General features: G+C 51.2%; 21 protein-coding genes. 10 read left to right on the forward strand and 11 right to left on the reverse strand.

The window, feature by feature from the left end:
* Positions 1 to 36 precede the first annotated feature (36 nt).
* The 3 genes from PsAD46_RS14700 (at position 37) to PsAD46_RS14710 (ending at position 2976) form a co-directional block, all read left to right on the forward strand.
* A complete protein-coding gene (locus tag PsAD46_RS14700) occupies positions 37 to 531 on the forward strand; it encodes a MarR family transcriptional regulator (protein ID WP_057460936.1) in 495 nt (164 codons plus the stop codon).
* A gap of 115 nt (positions 532 to 646) precedes the next feature.
* The gene (guaA, locus tag PsAD46_RS14705; protein WP_063291841.1) at positions 647 to 2197 is read left to right on the forward strand and encodes a glutamine-hydrolyzing GMP synthase; all 1551 of its coding nucleotides are present in this window, start codon (positions 647 to 649) and stop codon (positions 2195 to 2197) included.
* 140 nt (positions 2198 to 2337) lie between these two features.
* A complete protein-coding gene (locus PsAD46_RS14710) occupies positions 2338 to 2976 on the forward strand; it encodes a class I SAM-dependent methyltransferase (RefSeq protein WP_063307236.1) in 639 nt (212 codons plus the stop codon).
* A 20-nt stretch (positions 2977 to 2996) separates the two neighbouring features.
* Here PsAD46_RS14710 and PsAD46_RS14715 read toward each other — a convergent pair whose 3' ends face one another.
* Both PsAD46_RS14715 and PsAD46_RS14720 read right to left on the reverse strand, forming a co-directional pair.
* Positions 2997 to 3338: a TraR/DksA family transcriptional regulator gene (locus tag PsAD46_RS14715; protein ID WP_063307416.1), complete on the reverse strand. Its 342-nt coding sequence runs from the start codon at positions 3336 to 3338 to the stop codon at positions 2997 to 2999.
* Positions 3339 to 3444: 106 nt separating this feature from the next.
* A complete protein-coding gene (locus tag PsAD46_RS14720) occupies positions 3445 to 3753 on the reverse strand; it encodes a PilZ domain-containing protein (RefSeq protein ID WP_057460940.1) in 309 nt (102 codons plus the stop codon).
* Between the two features lie 278 nt (positions 3754 to 4031).
* Here PsAD46_RS14720 and PsAD46_RS14725 point away from each other — a divergent pair, with 278 nt between their 5' ends.
* The 6 genes from PsAD46_RS14725 to PsAD46_RS14750 all read left to right on the forward strand — a co-directional run bounded on the left by PsAD46_RS14725 (position 4032) and on the right by PsAD46_RS14750 (position 10134).
* A complete protein-coding gene (locus PsAD46_RS14725) occupies positions 4032 to 4610 on the forward strand; it encodes an NnrU family protein (protein ID WP_063307237.1) in 579 nt (192 codons plus the stop codon).
* 168 nt (positions 4611 to 4778) lie between these two features.
* Entirely contained in the window at positions 4779 to 5357 is a 579-nt protein-coding gene (locus PsAD46_RS14730) for an NnrU family protein (RefSeq protein ID WP_063291844.1), read from the forward strand.
* Between the two features lie 227 nt (positions 5358 to 5584).
* Positions 5585 to 6256, forward strand: coding sequence for a tetratricopeptide repeat protein (locus PsAD46_RS14735; protein WP_063291845.1), 672 nt, complete (start codon positions 5585 to 5587; stop codon positions 6254 to 6256).
* Positions 6257 to 7603, forward strand: coding sequence for a PQQ-binding-like beta-propeller repeat protein (locus PsAD46_RS14740; protein WP_057460944.1), 1347 nt, complete (start codon positions 6257 to 6259; stop codon positions 7601 to 7603). It begins immediately after the preceding gene.
* A 123-nt stretch (positions 7604 to 7726) separates the two neighbouring features.
* Positions 7727 to 9133: a ribosome biogenesis GTPase Der gene (gene der, locus PsAD46_RS14745; protein WP_063307238.1), complete on the forward strand. Its 1407-nt coding sequence runs from the start codon at positions 7727 to 7729 to the stop codon at positions 9131 to 9133.
* Positions 9134 to 9351: 218 nt separating this feature from the next.
* Positions 9352 to 10134, forward strand: a complete 783-nt coding sequence (locus PsAD46_RS14750) for an inositol monophosphatase family protein (RefSeq protein WP_063307239.1) — start codon at positions 9352 to 9354, stop codon at positions 10132 to 10134.
* A 73-nt stretch (positions 10135 to 10207) separates the two neighbouring features.
* On the opposite strand, the gene PsAD46_RS14755 is transcribed toward PsAD46_RS14750, so the two are convergent.
* The 9 genes from PsAD46_RS14755 to rpsF form a co-directional block, all read right to left on the reverse strand.
* Complete coding sequence (locus tag PsAD46_RS14755) at positions 10208 to 10954, reverse strand: SDR family NAD(P)-dependent oxidoreductase (RefSeq protein WP_063288437.1); 747 nt, start codon at positions 10952 to 10954, stop codon at positions 10208 to 10210.
* Between the two features lie 5 nt (positions 10955 to 10959).
* On the reverse strand, positions 10960 to 12453 hold the full coding sequence (gene purF / locus PsAD46_RS14760) for an amidophosphoribosyltransferase (RefSeq protein ID WP_063288438.1): 1494 nt from the start codon (positions 12451 to 12453) through the stop codon (positions 10960 to 10962).
* 46 nt (positions 12454 to 12499) lie between these two features.
* The gene (locus PsAD46_RS14765; RefSeq protein ID WP_057460948.1) at positions 12500 to 13126 is read right to left on the reverse strand and encodes a CvpA family protein; all 627 of its coding nucleotides are present in this window, start codon (positions 13124 to 13126) and stop codon (positions 12500 to 12502) included.
* A gap of 81 nt (positions 13127 to 13207) precedes the next feature.
* Positions 13208 to 14611 (reverse strand): DNA repair protein RadA, encoded by a 1404-nt coding sequence (gene radA, locus PsAD46_RS14770; protein ID WP_063307240.1) that lies wholly within the window; start codon positions 14609 to 14611, stop codon positions 13208 to 13210.
* Between the two features lie 33 nt (positions 14612 to 14644).
* Positions 14645 to 15796, reverse strand: a complete 1152-nt coding sequence (alr, locus tag PsAD46_RS14775; RefSeq protein ID WP_063291849.1) for an alanine racemase — start codon at positions 15794 to 15796, stop codon at positions 14645 to 14647.
* A 135-nt stretch (positions 15797 to 15931) separates the two neighbouring features.
* Positions 15932 to 17419, reverse strand: a complete 1488-nt coding sequence (locus tag PsAD46_RS14780; RefSeq protein WP_057460951.1) for a replicative DNA helicase — start codon at positions 17417 to 17419, stop codon at positions 15932 to 15934.
* Between the two features lie 336 nt (positions 17420 to 17755).
* Complete coding sequence (gene rplI / locus PsAD46_RS14785) at positions 17756 to 18373, reverse strand: 50S ribosomal protein L9 (protein WP_063307241.1); 618 nt, start codon at positions 18371 to 18373, stop codon at positions 17756 to 17758.
* A gap of 150 nt (positions 18374 to 18523) precedes the next feature.
* Positions 18524 to 18769: a 30S ribosomal protein S18 gene (gene rpsR / locus PsAD46_RS14790; protein ID WP_008552033.1), complete on the reverse strand. Its 246-nt coding sequence runs from the start codon at positions 18767 to 18769 to the stop codon at positions 18524 to 18526.
* A 6-nt stretch (positions 18770 to 18775) separates the two neighbouring features.
* Positions 18776 to 19216: a 30S ribosomal protein S6 gene (rpsF, locus tag PsAD46_RS14795; protein WP_057460953.1), complete on the reverse strand. Its 441-nt coding sequence runs from the start codon at positions 19214 to 19216 to the stop codon at positions 18776 to 18778.
* 516 nt (positions 19217 to 19732) lie between these two features.
* On the opposite strand from rpsF, the gene fabD reads away from it, so the two are divergent.
* Positions 19733 to 20686 (forward strand): ACP S-malonyltransferase, encoded by a 954-nt coding sequence (gene fabD, locus PsAD46_RS14805; RefSeq protein WP_063307243.1) that lies wholly within the window; start codon positions 19733 to 19735, stop codon positions 20684 to 20686.
* The last annotated feature ends 67 nt before the right edge of the window (positions 20687 to 20753 follow it).

Here is a 20753-nt window from a genome sequence, read left to right on the forward strand (position 1 = left end):
GAATGAAGCAAAGCATCCGACGCAGGGCAAAGGGTTATGGCGGAGAAATACCGTGCGAAAATAACGACACAGGCAAGTTTGTTTGAAGACGAACATAACGTCGAGTTGTTGAACTATTTGCCTCTGCGCATCATCGCGACTGGCCGCTTTATTGAGCGCCGGCTTTCCGAGCATTTACAGAAGCAATATGGTTTATCGCTTCCCTCGTGGCTCGTGCTGAGTGCGCTGGAGCGGATGGGTGCTGTGTCTGTACGGGAGTTGGGGCCAGTTATTGGATTGGATACGGTGGCTGTATCGCGTGCTGTAAAGCGCCTGTCAGAAGCAAATCTTATCAAAAAACATGAGCACCCTCGAGACCGTCGCCTTGTCCGTTTGAACCTGGCAGAAGATGGACGCGTTGTTTTGCGAGCTCTAGAGGCCCAACTCGAACAGCTGGAGAAGAATCTGCTGCCGCAGTTAGACGTGCAGGAGCGCATCAGATTGGGGCAAATGATGAGCCGTATCGAAGAACACGAGCAGTCGATATTGTAGCTGACTGGACCTTCGGACAAAGCACACAGAAAAACATCATCTGCCCTTAACGGAACCACGATTTTTCCGCGTAAAAGACCTTTCCAAATCAATGCGCACAGAGTAGAAGCTGCGCATGACAGACCGCATCCTCATTATTGATTTTGGTTCTCAGGTCACTCAGCTGATCGCGCGCCGTGTGCGCGAGTCTGGTGTGTACTCCGAGATCGTTCCGTTCCAGTCTGCAGAAGCTGCTTTTAAGGAGATGAATCCAAAGGCGGTGATCCTGTCAGGTGGTCCGGCATCCACGACTGAAATGGGGAGCCCACGAGCACCCCAGATCGTATTCGAGGCAGGCATTCCTGTTCTCGGAATCTGTTATGGTCAGATGACCCTTTGTGTCCAAAATGGCGGCAAAGCGGAAGGCTCTGATCATCGCGAGTTTGGCCGCGCCTTCCTTGAAATTAAAGGGAAAAGCCCACTATTTGATGGGGTTTGGGACGAAATTGGCTCCAAACATCAGGTTTGGATGAGCCATGGTGACCGTGTTGTGGAGCTGCCCGAAGGTTTTGAGGCAATTGCAACCTCTGAAGGTGCACCATTTGCTGCTTATGCAAATGAAGCCAAAAAGCAATATGGTGTTATGTTCCACCCAGAAGTGGTTCACACTCCCGATGGTGCGAAGCTCATCGAGAACTTCACTCATAAGATTGCAGGTTGCTCAGGCGACTGGACAATGGCTGAATATCGTCAGCAGGCGATAGAGAGCATTCGTCAGCAAGTTGGCGACAAAAAAGTCATCTGCGGCCTGTCTGGCGGCGTTGACAGTTCTGTTGCAGCAGTGCTGATCCATGAAGCAATCGGCGACCAGCTCACTTGTATCTATGTTGATCACGGTTTGATGCGTATGGGTGAAACGGAGCAGGTTCTATCCATGTTCCGAGATCACTACAACATCCCGCTGGTTCATGTGGATGCTGCTGATCTGTTCATTGGTCAGCTGGAAGGCGAGAGCGATCCGGAAGTCAAACGCAAAACCATCGGCAGGCTCTTCATTGAAGTTTTCGAAGAAGAAGCGAAAAAGCTTGGCGGCGCAGACTTCCTCGCACAGGGCACGTTGTACCCTGACGTGATTGAGAGTGTATCCTTCACGGGCGGTCCATCCGTGACCATCAAGTCACACCACAACGTGGGCGGCTTGCCAGAGCGCATGAATATGCAGCTGGTTGAGCCACTTCGTGAACTGTTCAAAGATGAAGTTCGTGACCTTGGTCGCGAATTGGGTTTGCCAGACAGCTTCATTGGACGGCACCCATTCCCAGGTCCGGGTCTTGCGATCCGCTGTCCGGGCGGTATCACGCGTGAGAAACTGGATATCCTGCGTCAGGCAGATGCCATCTATCTGGATGAAATCCGCAAAGCTGGTCTCTACGACGCCATCTGGCAGGCATTCGCTGTTCTGCTGCCAGTTCAAACCGTTGGCGTTATGGGCGATGGTCGCACCTACGAGTTCGTCTGTGCCTTGCGTGCAGTGACCTCGGTTGATGGCATGACAGCAGATTTCTATCACTATGACATGGAATTCCTTGGCCGGGCTGCAACCCGCATCATCAACGAAGTCCGCGGTATTAACCGCGTCGTTTATGATGTGACCTCAAAGCCTCCGGGAACCATTGAGTGGGAATAAGTTAAACAGAAACCGGGGAGGGCAACTTTCCCGGTTTTTTCTTATCTAGTGATCAACTCGGCTTCTAATTTTGCATGGATTTCTAATTTTATAAGTTCGTTCATACTGTTTGATGTTTTGAAATTTGGGGGCAGTCGTCAATGGATCTACCTGATGCGGAGTTATATCTAACTGAACAGCATAGAGAACTCTTGCTTTGCCAGCGAACCGATTTGATTGGCAAAGATGAAGACGCAGTCCTCCATCTATACCGAAAACACATTGCCAAAGCTGTTCGAATGTTGAAGGATCACGTCCCGGGTCTTGCTGCGAAAGGGCGTTTTCTGGATATCGGCTGCGGCCTCGGATTTGGCCTGCTCGTTTTAAAGGAGCTTTATGGGGCGGATCATTGTTTCGTCGGCTTAGACAAAGATGGCAAAGACACAGAAATCAAATATGGTTTTAAGCTTCATGCAGAAATATACAACGACCTGACGCGCACAGCCGAAAATTTGCAGCTCAATGGGATTGCACCTGAAAACGTCAGTCTTATCAATTTGGATCATAACGCGTTTCCTGATGGTACTTTTGATGTCGTTGTGTCTTTTCTCGCTTACGGTTGGCATTTTCCAATTTCAACGTATTTTGAAACATTGAAGCAAGTTACCAGAAAACAGAGCATCATCTACCTCGACCTACGCCGTAAGACAGACGGCCTCTCAATGATGGCTTCAGAGTTTGATCTTGTCTGGGCAAGAGAAAATAAGAAGGGTGTCAGTACAATTTGGCGAGCGCGTTAGAGGTAGTCTGAGCGTCAAGGCTACCCAAACAACTTCGCGCAGCTGATGCAATAAAGAGCGGCTGGGTCTACGCGCAGTCGGGCTTCGGGAATGTCGTCTCCGCATTCAAGGCAGAAGCCGTACTCCTCCTCTTTGATCCGCTGCAGGGCGCTATCGATCCGCTGAAGTTCTCTGGCGCGTTGGCGGTCGTTGGCTTGAGCCATCGCTTGCCGTTGCATAGCGTCCATGCGCGAGAGGCGGCCAACGGACTGTTGGTCAAGAGCAACCGTTGCACGATCTTCCTCAGAGATCGCAGTGAGTTCTGTCAATTCTGCCTTTCGTGCAAGAAGTAACTTCTCTGCATCATTGAGAGCCAGTGTCATCAGATCATCTCCCGCCCAAACCGTCAGGTAGTAAGTATGAGCGCGAATTGAGAAACTGTGCAAGCAAAACAAAACGCCCAACATAGTGGGCGTTTAAGGGAGTGGACTAGATTTTCATCAGGCTGGAAACAGTTTCTTTTTCGCCCACAAACTCTACACCCAGTGTATCCGCTGTCCTCCAGCGGACTTCGGTTTGCACGCGCTGGCGCAGATGAACCAGATAGAGTGTAAACTCATCGGGAATATCGATCGTTGTTTCCATCTTCAAGCGGGCACCAAAATCGGACAAATCTCGAATAACACAGTCGAAAACCATCGACTGGCTCGCGAAAACAATGCGCCCTTCCTTAAGCGTACGCCGACGGCGAACGCGGCGACGTTCACTAGTTTCTGTTGCACTGTCACTTTCGGACATAGAACTTTCCAGGCACTGTTTCTGTTTGTGAAACCTTAGATCTTGCGCAAATATAGGAGTCAAACAGTCAAGTTATGATATATGCAGATAAACAACTCACCCTGATTTAGCGAGAAAAGCAGCATGAGCTCAAGGGTTCTGCGAAAAAGAATTGGGTAAATGTATAAAACACCTTACGCAGCGACGGTCAGGCTTATTGATATTTCACCGCGTATGGTCACAGTGCACAAGCCTATCTAAGGGCTTTAACGTAAAATACAAATCTAAAGGGTCACTCGATGACGCTGTTATTAGTTGGGCTATTCATCTTTCTGGGAATTCACTTCGTCCCATCTTTTCCTGGGTTTCGTGACTCAGTCGTTCAGCGCATTGGACTGAATCCATACCGGGCGATCTACTCACTGATCGTGCTGACAGGCCTTTTCTCCATGATCTACGGCTTCGTTCTGGCGCGTGAGGAAGACCTGTTTCCGCTGTACGTAACGCCATTCTGGCTACGTCATCTGGCTATGACATTGCTCTTACCAGTCTTCATTCTGGTTTTTGCGAAGTTTATTCGCGGTAACATCGCCAAGTGGACCAAAGACCCCGTTATTCTGGCAGTAAAGATCTGGGCAATCTCCCATTTACTGGTCAATGGTGAGCCATATTCCGTTGCTTTGTTCGGTGGCTTTCTTGTCTGGGCGATCTGGGCGCAGATCTCCTTGAAGAAATTCAATCGCAAAAACACTGCAGTCGAAGAGTTCCCACAGGCTCTGCGCAATGACATCATCAGCGTTGTGTTGGGCATGCTCCTCTACGGTTTGTTTGTTTGGAAACTACATGCGCTGCTGATCGGTATGCCGATCCTGACTTAAGCAAACTCTCAAATCGCGAGTGTTTCAGCAAAACCGGGTGCGTGACTGATCAGTTGCGCACCCGGTTTTGCTTTAGGCTGAGTATTTTGACAGATCCAAAGATTGTTTTGCAATTGAGCACTCTGTGAAATACCTTTGCCCTCAATTGATCTTGGGGGAGAACAATTTATGGCATTATTGATTTCAGGCCTCACCGCATTTTTTGCGGTGCATTTGATCCCGTCGTTCTCGGCGCTTCGGGACACGTTGGTTCAACGTCTGTCGTTCAACGGATATCGCGGACTGTACACGCTCATTTCATTGGGTGCTCTGGTCGCAATCGTCTATGGCTTCGGTGCCGCCTGGAATGGTGATTATGCGCCATGGTATGTCGCACCAAGCTGGGGTCGTCACGTCACCATGCTGTTGATGCTGCCTGTTTTTCCACTCTTCTTTGCCTCTCAATTGAAGGGTAATATCACACGCGTCACCAAGCACCCGTTGATCAACGCAACAAAGCTTTGGGCTGTGGCTCACTTGTTTGCAAACGGTGAACCTTACTCTGTGTTGTTGTTTGGCTCATTTTTGATCTGGGCAATTCTTGTAAGAATTACCATTGCCCGCCGCGAGCGTATCAATCCACCAAGCCGGGACTACCCAAACGCAACGCGAAATGATGTGATTTCCGTAGGCCTCGGTTTGATTTTCTACGGCCTGTTCGTGTGGAAACTACATGCAATTTTGATCGGGGTACCGATCATAGCTTGACCTTTTGCATGGGGTAAGGTTTCAAGACAGACATCAAAGTGGTCTCTCTCAGCAATTACACTTGTAAATGTTGGCAGGGAAAACTCTTTCATTGCCCTAATAAAGCCACTAATCGGTTGAAAGAGGTAGAGAAAGAGGTTTGCCTGCGGCTCTCTTGGTTTTAATGTGACGCCGCCCATTGGGATACCACGAACCTAAGAATCGTTGCTGCAGGAACATTTGAAGTTATGTCCGACATTTTTCGCGAAGTCGATGAAGAAGTAAGAAGCGACCAGTTTTCAAAACTTTGGAAGCGCTTTGCTCCGGTTGTATACCTGACAGCAGGTCTTATCGTTGTAGGTACCGCAGGTTTTCGCGGCTATGAGTACTGGCAGAACAAACAGTCTCAGGCAGCAGGCACTGAATTTCTGGAGGCTATCAAGCTTTCAGACGCAGGCAACTACACCGAAGCGCAGGCAGCTTTCGTTTCCATGGAAGGCAGTATTGGCGGTTATCCTATGATGGCCAAGATGCGCATTGGAACCGAGTTGGCGCTGGAAGGTAAACCTGACGAAGCCATCAAGGCTTTTGAAGCGGTCGCCGCTGACAGTGCGACACCAATCATTTACAAGGGTCTCGCCAACATCCGCGCTGCTTATCTGCTGCTGGATAACGGCGACCTTGCCGCGGTGAAAAAACACACAGAAGTACTAGCTGTTGCTGGTAACACATGGCGTTTTTCTGCTTTGGAAATTCTGGGTGCAGCTGAGTACAAGGCTGGTAATCTGGATGCAGCTCGCACGCGCTTCAGCGAAATTGTGAATGATGCAGCCGCTCCGTCAGATGTTTCCGGACGCGCACAAATTTATCTTGAACTAATTACCTCTGCATTGGGTAAAGACGAAAAGGGGACTGAATAAGTGAGCGAGACCAAAAGAAAGTCTTGGAAGGCTTTGATTGGAACCGGCGCGCTTGCGCTGACGCTGGCTGGTTGTTCTTCTCTTTCCAGTCTAAATCCATTCGGCGGCGATGATGAGTTTCTTGAGGGAGACCGTCAGCCACTATATCAAGGCGCATTAAAGCCATCTGCAACAGGTGGAGATGCCAAGATCGGTGCGGCGACAGGTGGGTCAACCTGGCCAACCGCTGCTGGTCCTAAGAGCAATGATCCGGGCAACATCGCAATCAATGTGAGCGGTGGTGTTGCATGGTCGTCGAGCATCGGTCAGGTCCGTTCTCCCGGCTTCTTTGGTATCGGCTCCAGCAACCCGCGCACCGCAGCGCGTCCGGTTTCTGATGGCCAGCGCATCTACGTCTATAAGTCGGATGGCAACCTCGTTGCTCTGACAACTGGTGGCGCCAAGGTCTTCACAAAGAACCTGGGTCTGGAAGGCGAGAATGAAGTTGCCGCAGGTGGTGGTGTCGTGCTTGACGGTGGCAAGATCTTTGTCGCAACCGCATACCGCAATGTTTATGCACTTGATAAAGGTGGTAACGTCCTTTGGACCAAGCAACTGGAAACACCGGTTCGCGGTGCGCCAGCAGCGGCCAATGGCAAAGTTGTCGTTGTAACACAAGACAATGAAGTGATCGGCCTCAACCAGTCAGATGGGGAACAGGCATGGTCATTCGCTGGCATCGCAGAGCAAGCAGGCCTGCTTTCCTCTGCAAATCCGGCAATTTCAGGCAACACTGTTGTTGTGCCGTTTTCCTCAGGCGAGGTTATGGCACTTGACATTAACAGCGGTGAGCCTAAATGGATCGATACCGTTGCACGGTCCTTCCGTACACGCGCGCTCTCTGGCCTGACAGATGTTTCTGCAAGCCCGGTCATTGAAGGCAACAAGGTTATTGCAACCTCCGTTGCTGGACGCACACTGGGCATTGCTCTGAAAGATGGCGAGCGTTTGTGGGAGGCTGATTTTGGTGCCGTACATACTCCGGTTGTTTCCGGTGGTACGGTATTCTTGATCGGCTTGGATGATAAGTTGCATGCAATCTCAAGTAAGACCGGCAACCTTATCTGGAGTGCCAAGTTGCCAACTGGCGAAAGCGACGCCAAGAATGTCAACTGGGCAGGTCCAATTCTGGCCAACGGCCAGCTGATCGCCATGTCCAGCAACGGTTATCTTGCATCTGTGAATGCAAAAACCGGTCAGGCATCCGCATCGCGGAAAGTGACCAGTGGCGTATTTGTATCACCAATTGTTGCTGGTGGACGCATGGTCGTCCTTACCAGTGACGGAGCGGTTGCAGCGCTGAACTAAACGTGTCCTACGGAAAGTGGATACCGGTTTTCGAAACTGGGATACGTTAAAAAATAAAAGCTTAGAGTAGGGCGCATAAGGCGAACTACTCTAAATGCTGCATACCAGACGAGGAGTATTCGCGTGACTGCGACAGTCGCCATTATTGGCAGACCTAATGTTGGCAAGTCGACGCTCTTCAATCGCCTTGTAGGCAAGCGCTTAGCGCTTGTTGATGATACCCCAGGTGTGACCCGTGACCGTCGGTCCGGTGATGCACGCTTGGGCGATCTGCGATTCAAGATCGTTGATACTGCCGGCCTGGAAGAAGCAGAGGCAGCAAGCCTCGAAGGGCGTATGCGCGCTCAAACCGAAGAAGCAATCCGGGATGCGGATGCATGCTTATTCCTTATTGATGCACGCGCTGGCTTGATGCCACTTGATGAGCACTTTGCGAACCTTCTTCGCCGTGCCGACACCCCTGTAATTCTTTGCGCCAACAAGGCGGAAGGCAAAGCAGGCGATGGCGGTCTCTATGATGCGTTCACGCTTGGGTTGGGTGATCCTGTTCCTCTTTCTGCGGAACACGGAGAAGGCCTGTCCGAGCTTTATGATTTTCTGCGCCCGATTGTAGATGCTGCAGGCGAGATGGAAGGTTCTTCCGAATTTACTGAAGCACGTACAGATGTTGATGTAGAGGACGAAGAGATCGACGAGCCGGTTGGCACACTCGAACGCCCTTTGCGCATGGCAATTGTTGGCCGTCCAAACGCAGGCAAGTCTACTCTCATCAACCAGATGTTGGGTGAAGAGCGTCTTCTGACCGGACCAGAAGCTGGCATCACACGTGACAGTATCTCTGTTGAGTGGGAATGGCAGGATCACCATGTAAAGGTGTTCGACACTGCAGGTATCCGCAAAAAGGCACGCGTGCAGGAAAAGCTGGAAAAGCTCTCCGTTGCGGATGCCCTTCGCGCAATCAAGTTTGCTGAAGTTGTTGTTGTAACGCTCGATGCCACCATCTCTTTCGAGAAGCAGGACTTGCAGATCATCGATCTGTGTGCCCGTGAAGGTCGCGCAATCGTTATTGCACTCAATAAGTGGGATTTGATTGAGGATCGTGAGGATGCTTGGGGTCATATCAAGGATTCACAAGCACGCTATCTGAATCAGCTACGTGGTGTTGAGATTGTCACCATGTCCGGCATCAACGGGCAGGGCCTCGATAAGCTCATGCAGGCTGTTTTCCGGTCTTACGAGATGTGGAACAAGCGCGTTGGTACATCTGGCCTCAACCGCTGGCTGGAAGGTGTTCTGATCCACCATCCGCCGCCAGCAGTGTCTGGACGTCGTGTACGCTTGCGTTTCATGACACAGCCAAAGACACGTCCACCGCATTTCGTGGTGTTCTGCTCCAAGCCAGACAATCTGCCGGAGAGCTACACCCGATATCTTGTGAATGGTATTCGCGAGCGTTTTGACATCAAAGGAACGCCCATTCGTCTGTCCTATAGAAAGGGCGACAATCCATACCACAAGAAGAGAAGGTGATTTCGCTTTCACTTAATTTCATAAAAGGGCAGCAGTCAGCTGCCCTTTTATTTTGCCAAGTCCCGGAGAACCAGGAACTGTCAGGGTTCTGACCACTGTCGCGTACTTGAATTTTTCTCTAGAAGTATCAGTCAGTGCCGCTAATAAGTTGCAATTCTTCCTGAATCTGCTTTTAATCGCGCTCTCTTTCCGCATTCCCTACATTTAATAGGATTATCATGTCACAAGACCGTTTTACGTTCGCCAACGCTCTGGTTAAGCGCGCTGGTGCCTATGCGCACGAATATTTTACGCGTTTGGAGACCCTCAATATTGAGAGTAAAGGTCATCAGGACATGGTCTCTGAGGCCGATCGCGATACTGAAATTCTTGTCCGCAAAGCCATTGTCGAAGCATTTCCAGATGACAGCATCGTGGGAGAAGAGGGTGATCCCAAACCGGGTACTTCTGAGTATACTTGGATCATCGACCCGATAGACGGTACGGCGAACTTTGTCTCCGGCATTCCACAGTGGTGTGTGATCATTGCTTGCGTCAAAAATGGCGAGAAATACATTGGCGTCACTTATGATCCGTGTGCTGATGAACTGTTTGCAGCTGAAAAAGGCAAAGGGGCAACACTCAACGGTACGCCAATGAAAGTGTCCACAAGCGATTCATTGTCCAATGGGTCAATCGGTCTGGGCTTCAGTGCACGCGGGCGCAATCAGGCTGTCAAAAGCGCGGTTGATGCACTGCTGGATGAAGGTGGGATCTTTTTCCGCAACGCGTCCGGTGGTCTTATGCTGGCATATGCTGCTTCTGGCCGTCTCATCGGCTATATCGAAGAGCACATGAACTCCTGGGACTGCATGGCAGGCCTGCTCCTTCTGGAAGAAGCTGGTGGGAAATGTCAGGAAATTGACGTCGCCAACGCAGTCATGAACGGCTGTAAAGTTGTTGCTGCTTGCCCGGGTGTATTTGATCAAACCAAAGCGCTAACTGATAAGTACTTCATCTAAAGCACCTCAGATTGAACAACAAAAAAGCCCCGGCTCATCACCGGGGCTTTTCGTATTTGTGGGCTTATGCCGTTTAGCTGGTCAGCTGCACGAAGTCCCTCAGTTCTTTGCTCGGGAAATCGTAGAGGCGACCATTCTCCTGGCTTTCTGGCAAGCAGAAGCGCACGATGTCCTCAGAGATCTCAGAAGGATGCGGCAGGGTCTTTGGGTCTTCGCCCGGCATTGCTTTCGCACGCATGCCAGTCCGCATCGGGCCTGGATTGATGAGCATGGATTGGACGTTGGTCTTCTGCGTTTCGTTCACATACGTGCGTACAAGCGCCTCCAGAGCCGCTTTTGACATGGAGTATGGTCCCCAATAGGCGCGGCACTTGTGTGGCGCTCCTGAGGTCAGGAAGACCGTGCGGCCCGCATCGGACTGACGTAGCAGTGGATCAAGCGAACGAATAAGACGCCAGTTCGCAGTCACGTTGATTTTCATCACGTCATCGAACTTCTTCGGGTCCACATGACCCAATGGAGAAGTCGGGCCGAGAATACCGGCGTTACCGACAAGAATGTCGAGCTTTTTCCAGCGTTCAAAGATAGCAGCGCCCAAACGGTCAATCGCGTCGAAATCAGTCAGGTCAACTGGCACAAGCGTAGCTGAGCTACCGGCCTTCTGGATCTCGTCATCCAGTTCTTCCAGTCCGCCAACAGTCCGTGCGATCGCAACAATATGCGCACCTTCTTCAGCAAGCTTTTTTGCAGCAAAATAACCAATGCCACGGGAGGCTCCCGTGACAACAGCAACACGACCTTCAAGTCTTTTCGAACTCATTGAACTTAACCAGTTTCTACAAGGCGGGGAGCCTGACGTGTGTCCACATCGTCAGACAGATCTGTAAGCGGGGTCGGATAGTCCCCGGTAAAGCAGTGATCAGTGAACTGCGGGTTCTCGTTGTCACGGCCATTTTCATGGCCCATGGCACGGTAGACGCCGTCAATGCTCAGGAAGGCAAGGGTATCTGCGCCAATGTATTTGCGCATGCCTTCAAGATCATACTTGGCAGCCAGCAGCTTTTCGCGAACCGGCGTATCGATGCCGTAGTAATCGGAGAATTTGATTGGCGGAGAGGCCAGACGGAAGTGAACTTCTTTCGCGCCAGCATCTCTAATCATCTGAACGATTTTCACACTGGTGGTGCCGCGTACAAGGCTGTCATCCACCAGCACGACACGCTTGCCTTCAATCTGCGCTCTGTTGGCAGAGTGTTTGAGCTTAACACCAAGCGTACGGATCTGCTGTGTCGGCTCAATAAACGTGCGGCCCACATAGTGGTTGCGGATGATGCCAAGCTCAAACGGAACACCGCTTTCGGCAGCAAAACCAAGAGCTGCTGGAACACCAGAATCTGGAACCGGGACAATCACATCCGCTTCAACAGCACTTTCCTGCGCCAGCACACGTCCAAAACGCTTACGAACGTCATAAACGGAATGACCATTCAAAACACTGTCCGGGCGGGAGAAGTAAATGTACTCGAAGATATCTGGACGGGAAGGACGCTTTCCAAACGGGAAGTAGCTTTCGATACCACCCGGCGTACAAACAACAACCTCGCCATTCTCAACTTCGCGAATGAACTTAGCACCAATGATGTCCAGCGCACATGTTTCACTTGCAAAAATCGGAGCACCATTCAGATCGCCAAGAACCAATGGGCGAATTCCATAAGGATCACGCGCACCAATCAGCTTTTTACGGGTCAGTGCGACAAGGGAATAAGCACCTTCCATCTGGCTAATGGCCTCGATGAAGCGATCTACGATCTTTTTCTCGCGAGAACGGGCAACCAGCTGCAGAACCACTTCACTGTCAGATGTAGACTGGCAAATCGCACCGTCCTTGATCAACTGACGGCGTACGGTCATCGCATTGGTGAAGTTACCGTTGTGACAGATCGCAATCCCGCCACCATCAAGCTCAGCAAACAGCGGCTGCACATTGCGCAGTGCAGCTTCACCAGTGGTGGAGTAGCGCACATGGCCGATTGCGTACGGACCCTTCAGGTTGTCGATGGTTTCCTGCTGAGTGAAATGATCACCCACAAGACCCATATGACGTTCTGAGCGGAACTGATCGCCATCAAATGTCACAATGCCTGCAGCTTCCTGTCCGCGATGCTGAAGCGCATGAAGCCCCAGAGCCGTCAGTGCTGCTGCATCATCATGTCCAAGAATGCCAAAAACACCGCATTCCTCGTGCAGGGTATCGCCGTCAAAATCTGCCTGTAGCTCTTTCAAAGCGGCAGAATTGTTTGATACGCCACTGCTCATGGCATCACTCCTTGGTTCTTACTTGGGCCAAATATCAAAATTAAGCTTAGTTCCGGCCTTCGCCGGAGGCCGTCAGCTGGTCCAGTCCGCGCCGCTCACTTGGGGAGTAACGGGCTTCTTCATCACTGGATGCGCCTGTTGCAGAGCCGGTCGTGCCGCCCTGCTTACGAATCTGGTCCATAATTGCGCGTTCAGGATCTTCCGGCAGTGCGGCAACTAAACTTTGACCACTGGTCACCAACAGGTGTCTGGATTTGGCATCCATAATCCAGTTTGGTTGGCGTGGCTCTGGAACAAACCAGTTAAAGAACAGCAGCGCAACGACAACAAGAAGGAAGCCGCGGGCTGCGCCAAAAACAAAACCGAGGGTTCTGTCGAGCGCGCCAATTCGGCTGTCCAGCACGAAGTCTGAAATGCGCATGGTGATGTAGCTCACCACGATTAATGTCACGAGGAAGACAGCACCTGCAGCAATGGCAGTTGCCAGTGTGTCATTGGTTACGTGCTGCAACACAAATGGTTTCAGGCTGCCATAAAAAAGATAGGCGGCGACTGCTGCTGCGACCCATGATGCAATAGAAAGCACCTCACGCACGAACCCGCGAATCATAGCAAGAACGCCAGAGATCAGCATGATAACCAGTAGAATTCCGTCTAAGAGTGTGATCGGCATCTGTCGACACAAGTCCCTTGTTTGACTGGCAGGCAAACCAACAAAAATGCCTGCCGGTTAAAATCAGCCTAGGTTAAACCCTTAAGCGTTTTCCATTTTCTGTGCACTGGCAACAATATTTGCCACCAGATCTCCCAGCTCCTCAAGTCCTTTAACGTGACCGAGAGCATTGGAGCCTTCTTTCATATTCCCGTCGGCGATAACCGCCTGACCGAATCCAAGCTTCTGAGCTTCCTTTAATCGGGAAGCTGCCTGAGCAACTGGTCGAACTGCACCAGACAGACTGATTTCGCCGAAATAGACGCATTCGAGGGGAAGAGCAACCCCACTAAGCGATGAGATTAAAGCTGCCGCAACGGCGAGGTCAGCTCCTGGCTCATTAATTCTCAGTCCACCAGCGACATTCAGATAAACGTCATGTTGCGCAAACTTAACACCGCAGCGTGCTTCAAGCACGGCCAAAATCATAGAAAGGCGCGCGCTGTCCCACCCGATCACCGCTCGGCGTGGTGTGCCAAGGGGGGAGGGTGCAACAAGTGCTTGCATTTCGACCAGCAAAGGCCGCGTACCTTCTATCCCGGCAAACACGGCTGAACCTGGAGCAGTTGCGCTTCGTTCACTAAGGAACATAGCACTGGGATTCTTTACTTCTCGTAGCCCCATGTCGGACATCTCGAAGACGCCAATTTCATCCGTCGGGCCAAAGCGGTTCTTCACGGCACGCAAAATGCGATACTGATGTGCGTTATCACCTTCAAAATAAAGCACGGCATCAACCATGTGCTCTACAACGCGTGGGCCAGCGATCTGGCCGTCTTTCGTCACATGACCAACAAGAACAACCGTTGTTCCGGTTTTCTTGGCAAAGCGGACCAGAGCCTGCGCAGAGGCGCGGACCTGTGTCACCGTTCCCGGAGGAGAATCGGCCATCTCGGTCCACAGTGTCTGAATACTGTCCAGAATTACAAGATGAGCACGTTCATCGCCCTTCTTGGCTTCCAGAGTTGCAAGAATATCTTCAATACTTGTCTCAGCAGCCAATTGAACCGGAGCATCGCGCAAACCAAGACGCTCTGCACGCAAACGCACCTGATCCACCGCTTCCTCGCCTGAGATATAAACGATATTGTGCCCTTGATAGGCAAGATGTGCGCTGGCCTGCGTCAATAGGGTGGACTTGCCGATACCGGGATCGCCGCCTACCAGCAGAGCAGAACCTTTTACAAAGCCGCCACCAGTCACACGGTCCAGCTCGGCCACACCTGTGATAATTCTCGGAGCGTCTTTGGTTTCACCCGAAAGTCCAACCAGCGGAACAACCCGGCCCTTGGAACGCGAAGCGGTCTTGGGCCCAGCTCCGATGCCGCTGGCCTCTTGCTCTTCCTGAATTGTGTTCCATTCACCGCAAGATTCGCAGCGGCCTGCCCATTTGAGTGTGGTTGCCCCACAAGACTGACAGACAAATGAAAGGGAGCGTTTCGCCATATCGAATTCAGGTTCCTGCCAGTGTTTAGCTCGCTAGCGTTTATAGTGGCGTGTATAGCGTGCTCCGAGGCTACACAGCAATTCATATGGGATGGTTTGAGCAAAGTTTGCCAATTCATCCACGTTTACATGTGCGCCCATAATCTCAACCGGTGCACCGCGTGACAGATGTTCCTCGGGAATATCTGTCACATCAACTGCAATCATATCCATGGAGACACGGCCAAAGATGGGAGCAAAATGCCCGCCGATATAAACCCGTGCGCCATCAGGCTGGTCGTCAGAGCTGCCAACCAGTCGGTGCAGACCATCCGCATAGCCTGCATTTATGGTTGCAATCCGGCTTTTTCGCGGTGTTACACGGGAAGCCCCGTAACCCACAGGATCGCCAGGGGGAACCTCACGCAAACTGATGATTTCCGCCAGAACATGTGCAACTGGAAGCATCGGGTTGCTGTCGTCAGGAACTGGGTTTCCTCCATAAAGCGCAATGCCTGGGCGAACCATGTCGAAGTGGTAATCAGCTCCCAGAAAAATACCGGCAGAGTTGCTCAAGGATTTGCGGGCGCCCGGAAACAACTCACAAACCCGCTGGAAACGATCCAGTTGCTTTGCGTTGAGCTCGTGGTCAGGCGTATCGGCGCAAGCAAGATGGCTCATGATCAGATCGATCTTGATGTCCTTAAGGAAATGAGGCGACTCACCAGTCTTCAGCGCATCTTCAATAGACATGCCCAAACGATGCATGCCTGTATCAAAGTGCAAAGCCGCAGGCAGCTCTTCATCCAGACCTTGTGCAAAAGCGGACCATTCAGCCGCTTCCTCAAGACTGTTTAAGACCGGTTTGAGACTGAAATCGTAATAGAATTTCTCACGGCCACGGAAGAGGCCATTCAGCACATAGATTTCTGCATGTGGCAGTTCTTTGCGCAGGTCGATTCCTTCTTCAGGAAGCGCAACAAAAAAGACACGGGCTCCGGTGTGATAAAGTGTTTTGCCAACTTCTGTAGCACCAGTCCCATAACCATTGGCCTTGAGTACCACAGCGCAGGTACAGCCATCACCCACCTTGCCATTCAAATAACACCAGTTCGAGCGTAGAGCGGTAAGGTCGATGGTTAGCTTTGCAGCACCGCCAGCAGAATGAGCTGCGCGGGCAGATGTAGGAGCGGCAGAATGTGTCACGCGATTGCCCTCAGATTCTTTGAATGCGCAATAACCTACAAAAAATATCTGAATTTAAAAAGAAAGACCCGGAGCACTGCACAACTGATGTGCGTTACCCCGGGCCAATCGCTAATTCAGTAGGATGAACCAGACTTACTCCATAATTCTGTCAGGAATATGGGCGTCGTCTGCCAGATCGGAGAAGCGAGTGAACTCGCCCTGGAACTGCAGATCAACAATGCCAGTTGGACCGTGACGCTGCTTGGCGATAATGACTTCCGCCTTGCCGCGCAACTGCTCCATCTTGCTACTCCATTCTTCGTATTCTGGAGTGCCTTCAGGCGGTTCTTTTTTGCCCATGTAATACTCTTCACGATACACAAACATGATCACATCCGCATCCTGCTCGATCGAGCCAGATTCACGAAGGTCAGACATTTGTGGACGTTTGTCGTCACGGTTTTCAACCTGACGAGAGAGCTGGGACAGCGCGATGATCGGAACATTAAGTTCCTTCGCCAGCGCTTTAAGGTTGGTGGTGATCTCAGTAATTTCCTGAACACGGTTGCCCTGATTCTTGGAAGAACCAGAGAGCAGCTGAATATAGTCGACCACGATCATATCCAGCCCCTTTTGTCTCTTCAGCCGTCGGGCTTTGGAAACGAGGGACGCGATGGAAATACCACCTGTTTGATCCACATGAAGTGGAACGTGTTGCATATGCTGTGTCGCCGCAACCAGCTTCTCAAATTCAATCTCGTTGATGTCGCCGCGGCGAATCTTGGAGGAAGAAATCTCTGTCTGCTCGGAAATAATACGAGTAGCCAGCTGTTCGGCACTCATTTCCAATGAGAAGAAGCCAACAACGCCGCCATTCACAGTCCGAACAGTGCCATCTGGCATCTCTTCAGTCTGGTAATTTTCAGCAATGTTATAAGCGATGTTCGTAACCAGCGATGTTTTACCCATCGCAGGACGACCAGCCAATACGACCAAATCCGAAGACTGCAAGCCACCCATGAGTTTGTCCAGGTCACGCAAACCTGTTGAAACACCGGAAAGGGCGCCTTCACGCTGAAAGGCCGCTGCAGCCATCTCAATAGTTTCGGTCAGTGCACTGCCAAAGTCCTGAAAACCACCATCAGACCGGCCAGTCTCCGCCAGTTCAAACAAACGACGCTCAGCATCGTCAATCTGAGAGGACGGTGGCATGTCGATTGGCGCGTCATAGGCAATGTTCACCATGTCTTCGCCAATGGTGATCAGGTTACGGCGAGTCGCCAGATCGTAAATGGTCTTGCCGTAGTCTTCTGCGTTGATCACAGAAGTCGCATCACCTGCAAGACGCAGCAGATACTGAGTTGCAGACAGGTCTGCAATCTTCTCATCTGCCGGGAAAAACGTTTTGAGCGTAATAGGTGAGGCAATCTTGCCTGCCTTAATCAACGCTCCGCATTTGTCATAGATATCCTTGTGGGGAGCTAAGAAAAAATGGCGCGCTTCTAAAAACTCCGAGACACGATAATAGGTCTCGTTGTTTACCATTATGGCACCAAGAAGCTGGCGCTCTGCCTCGGCATTATGCGGGACCACTCTCATGGTCTCACTAGCCTTCTCTAATTTTTGGACTGTGCCCTTCATTCCGCCCCTCGTGCCGCTTGGCAACTTGGTTACAGCTTTAAGGCGGGTAGGAAAAGGGGGCCTTCGCACCTTAAGCCCAGTTCTTTAACAAAATTAAATCAGCGGGGAAAATTGCAGGTTGCCAATTGACAGTCGCTACTCTCTAGACGCGAGAAAAGCTTAGAATAATTGCTTAAAATCAGCCGTATTCAGGGATTTTCGCCCCAACTACAATTATTAACAAACTCTTTTTTGAGGAATAGAATCAGCGGGGCCTTTGCCGATTCTGCCAAGATCAGTGCATAAAAAAAGGCAGAGTCGGAGACCCTGCCTTTTTCATCGAAAAGTGAAGAAAAATTATTCTTCGGTTTCTTTTTCTTCGCCTTCAGCTTCTTCTTCGTCAGAAGCTTCTTCAGCGTTTTCTTCGCCATCTTCCAGCTCTTCGTCTTCGTCGAGATCTTCGTCGAATTCAAAGCTGTCTTCTTCACGGCCTGTGAGGTCTTCGCCTGCTGCCTGACGGTTAGCTTCGTCTTCAGAACGAGCAACGTTAACAGAGATTTCAACTTCAACTTCAGGGTGAAGAACGATGGATACGTCGTGCAGACCGATGGTCTTGATTGGCGCGCGCAGGGAAACCTGGGAGCGAACAACGCTGAAGCCTGCTTCGGTCAGTTCACCAGCGATATCGCGGGTAGCAACAGAACCGTAGAGCTGACCAGTTTCGCCAGCAGCGCGGATAACAACGATGCTTGCGCCAGCCAGCTTTGTGCCAACTGCTTCAGCTTCAGTTTTACGCTCAAGGTTACGAGCTTCAAGCTGTACACGTTCGCTTTCAAAGCGCTCAAGGTTAGCTTTGTTTGCACGAAGTGCTTTGCCCTGAGGCAGCAGGAAGTTACGTGCGTAACCGTCTTTAACAGCTACGGTTTCGCCCATCTGGCCAAGTTTAGCCACACGCTCAAGAAGGATAACTTTCATGGAATATCTCCTTTGCTGTCCTGCGGAAAGTGTGATCCGCAGTTAGAGAGAGCTTCTCGCTGACGCGATCAATCTCTCAACCGTGATCCCGACATGTTGGGATCATGAAAAAGGCCAGGGTGCAAAACACCCTGACCCAATAACCAAGACTTACTTGATTACGAAAGGCAGCAGGCCGAGGAAACGAGCGCGTTTGATGGCACGAGCCAGTTCACGCTGTTTCTTCGCAGATACTGCGGTAATACGGGAAGGAACGATCTTGCCGCGCTCAGAGATGTAGCGCTGCAGAAGACGGATGTCCTTGTAGTCAATCTTCGGAGCGTTCGCACCGGAGAATGGGCAGGTCTTACGACGACGGAAGAAAGGACGACGTCCTGCGGAAGAAGATTCAGCCATTTTCAATTACTCCGCTGCAGGTGCTTCAGGACGACGATCAGGGCGTGGGCCACGATCACCGCGATCGCCACGGTCCGGACGTGGACCACGATCGTTACGGTCACCACGACGACGGTCGTCGCGATCACGCTTCTGCATCATAGCGGACTGTTCTTCGTCCAGCTCTTCTACACGGATGGTCATGAAACGAAGAATGTCTTCGCTCAAGCCCATCTGACGTTCCATTTCAGCAACAGCCGCGTGTGGAGCATCTACATTCATCAGAGTGTAGTGAGCCTTACGGTTCTTGTTGATACGGTAAGTCAGAGTACGCAGACCCCAAGTTTCGATTTTGCCGACTTTGCCGCCGTTTTCTTCGAGAACAGTTTTGAACTGTTCAACGAGGGCTTCAACCTGCTGAGTAGAAATGTCCTGACGAGCCAGGAACACGTGCTCATAGAGCGCCATGTGGATTGCCTTTCTGAGTTAAACAATTCCGGATATTGGCGCAAAGCCCCTTCGAACGGCCCTCAGAAAAAGGCCCAGAAGATGTTTACACAAGAGCGGAGACACGGGAAGACGGATATCTTTCAACTCCTACAACCCTATAAGGACTGCCTTCCTTTAAGCCTCCGGCCTAATACCGGAAACGAGATGGGCTTTATAGCCAATCCCCTACAAAAGACAAGTACTATCGGGGAAAAAGACCTTTTTTCCAGATGCAGTCTTGACATTGCGCGTGCAAGGCGGCTCATGTCGCCCCGATGAATACGCAGGCAACCAAGGTTTTCCTTGGGTTTCTTGAAGGTGCAAGCAGCTGACCAATAGGGCATCTGCAGTGCTACTAATTTTGGCGGCGGTCATAATTTGCACGTATTTGGTGAATTTATAGCCGCCCCATCTTGGAATACAAAGTGGACCACCCACATTTGAGGCGATTGGCCCACATTGACGCAATATAGAGTGCGACGGAGCTATTTATAAATGACTATTGCATTTACATTTCCCGGACAGGGCAGCCAGACGGTTGGAATGGGTAAAGAACTTGCCGACACGTTCCCGGAAGCGCGCGCTGTATTTGAGGAAGTTGATGCAGCTCTCGGTCAGTCACTGACCAAGATCATGTGGGAAGGTCCAGCAGACGAGCTGACCCTCACTGCAAACACTCAGCCAGCTCTGATGGCTGTAAGTCTCGCCACTATGCGTGTGCTTGAGGCTAAAGGCGTTGACCTCTCCAAAGCTGCAAGTTTTGTAGCAGGCCATTCTCTTGGTGAATACTCTGCACTGGCTGCAGCGGGCTCTTTGATCATTGCCGATGCAGCACGTCTGCTGCGCATTCGCGGTGATGCAATGCAAAAAGCAGTGCCAGTGGGTGAGGGCGCAATGGCTGCTCTCCTGGGGCTGGACTTCGATCAGGCGATGGAAGTTGCACAGGAAGCCGCTCAGGGCGAAGTTTGTCAGGCAGCCAATGACAACGCAACCGGACAGGTTGTTGTGTCTGGTCATAAAGCAGCTGTTGAGCGCGCTTGTGAAATCGCAAAAGGCAAAGGCGCTCGCCGTGCTGTTCTGCTTCCGGTATCTGCACCGTTCCATTGCTCTTTGATGCAGCCTGCTGCAGACGCAATGGCAAAGGCACTGGCTGAAGTTGAGATTAAAGCACCGGTTGTTCCGCTTGTTGCAAACGTTCTTGCTGCACCAATCACTGATCCGGAAGAAATCCGCGCCCGTCTCGTCGAGCAAGTGACTGGAACTGTACGCTGGCGCGAATCTGTAACCTGGATGGCTGACAACGGAGTGACCACGCTCGTTGAAATCGGCACTGGCAAGGTTCTCAGTGGCATGGTGCGCCGTATCGTCAAGTCTCTGGAAGGTGTTGCGATCAACACAGCAGAAGATATTGATGCACTTGTTGCACGTCTTGAAGGCGTCGAAAGCTAATACACAGATTTTGAAGGCTCAGAGGCACCGCATTTTGCACTGCGTATAGACGGAACCTATGGTTCCT

The organism is Pseudovibrio sp. Ad46 (assembly GCF_001623065.1).
Classification (GTDB): Bacteria; Pseudomonadota; Alphaproteobacteria; order Rhizobiales; family Stappiaceae; genus Pseudovibrio.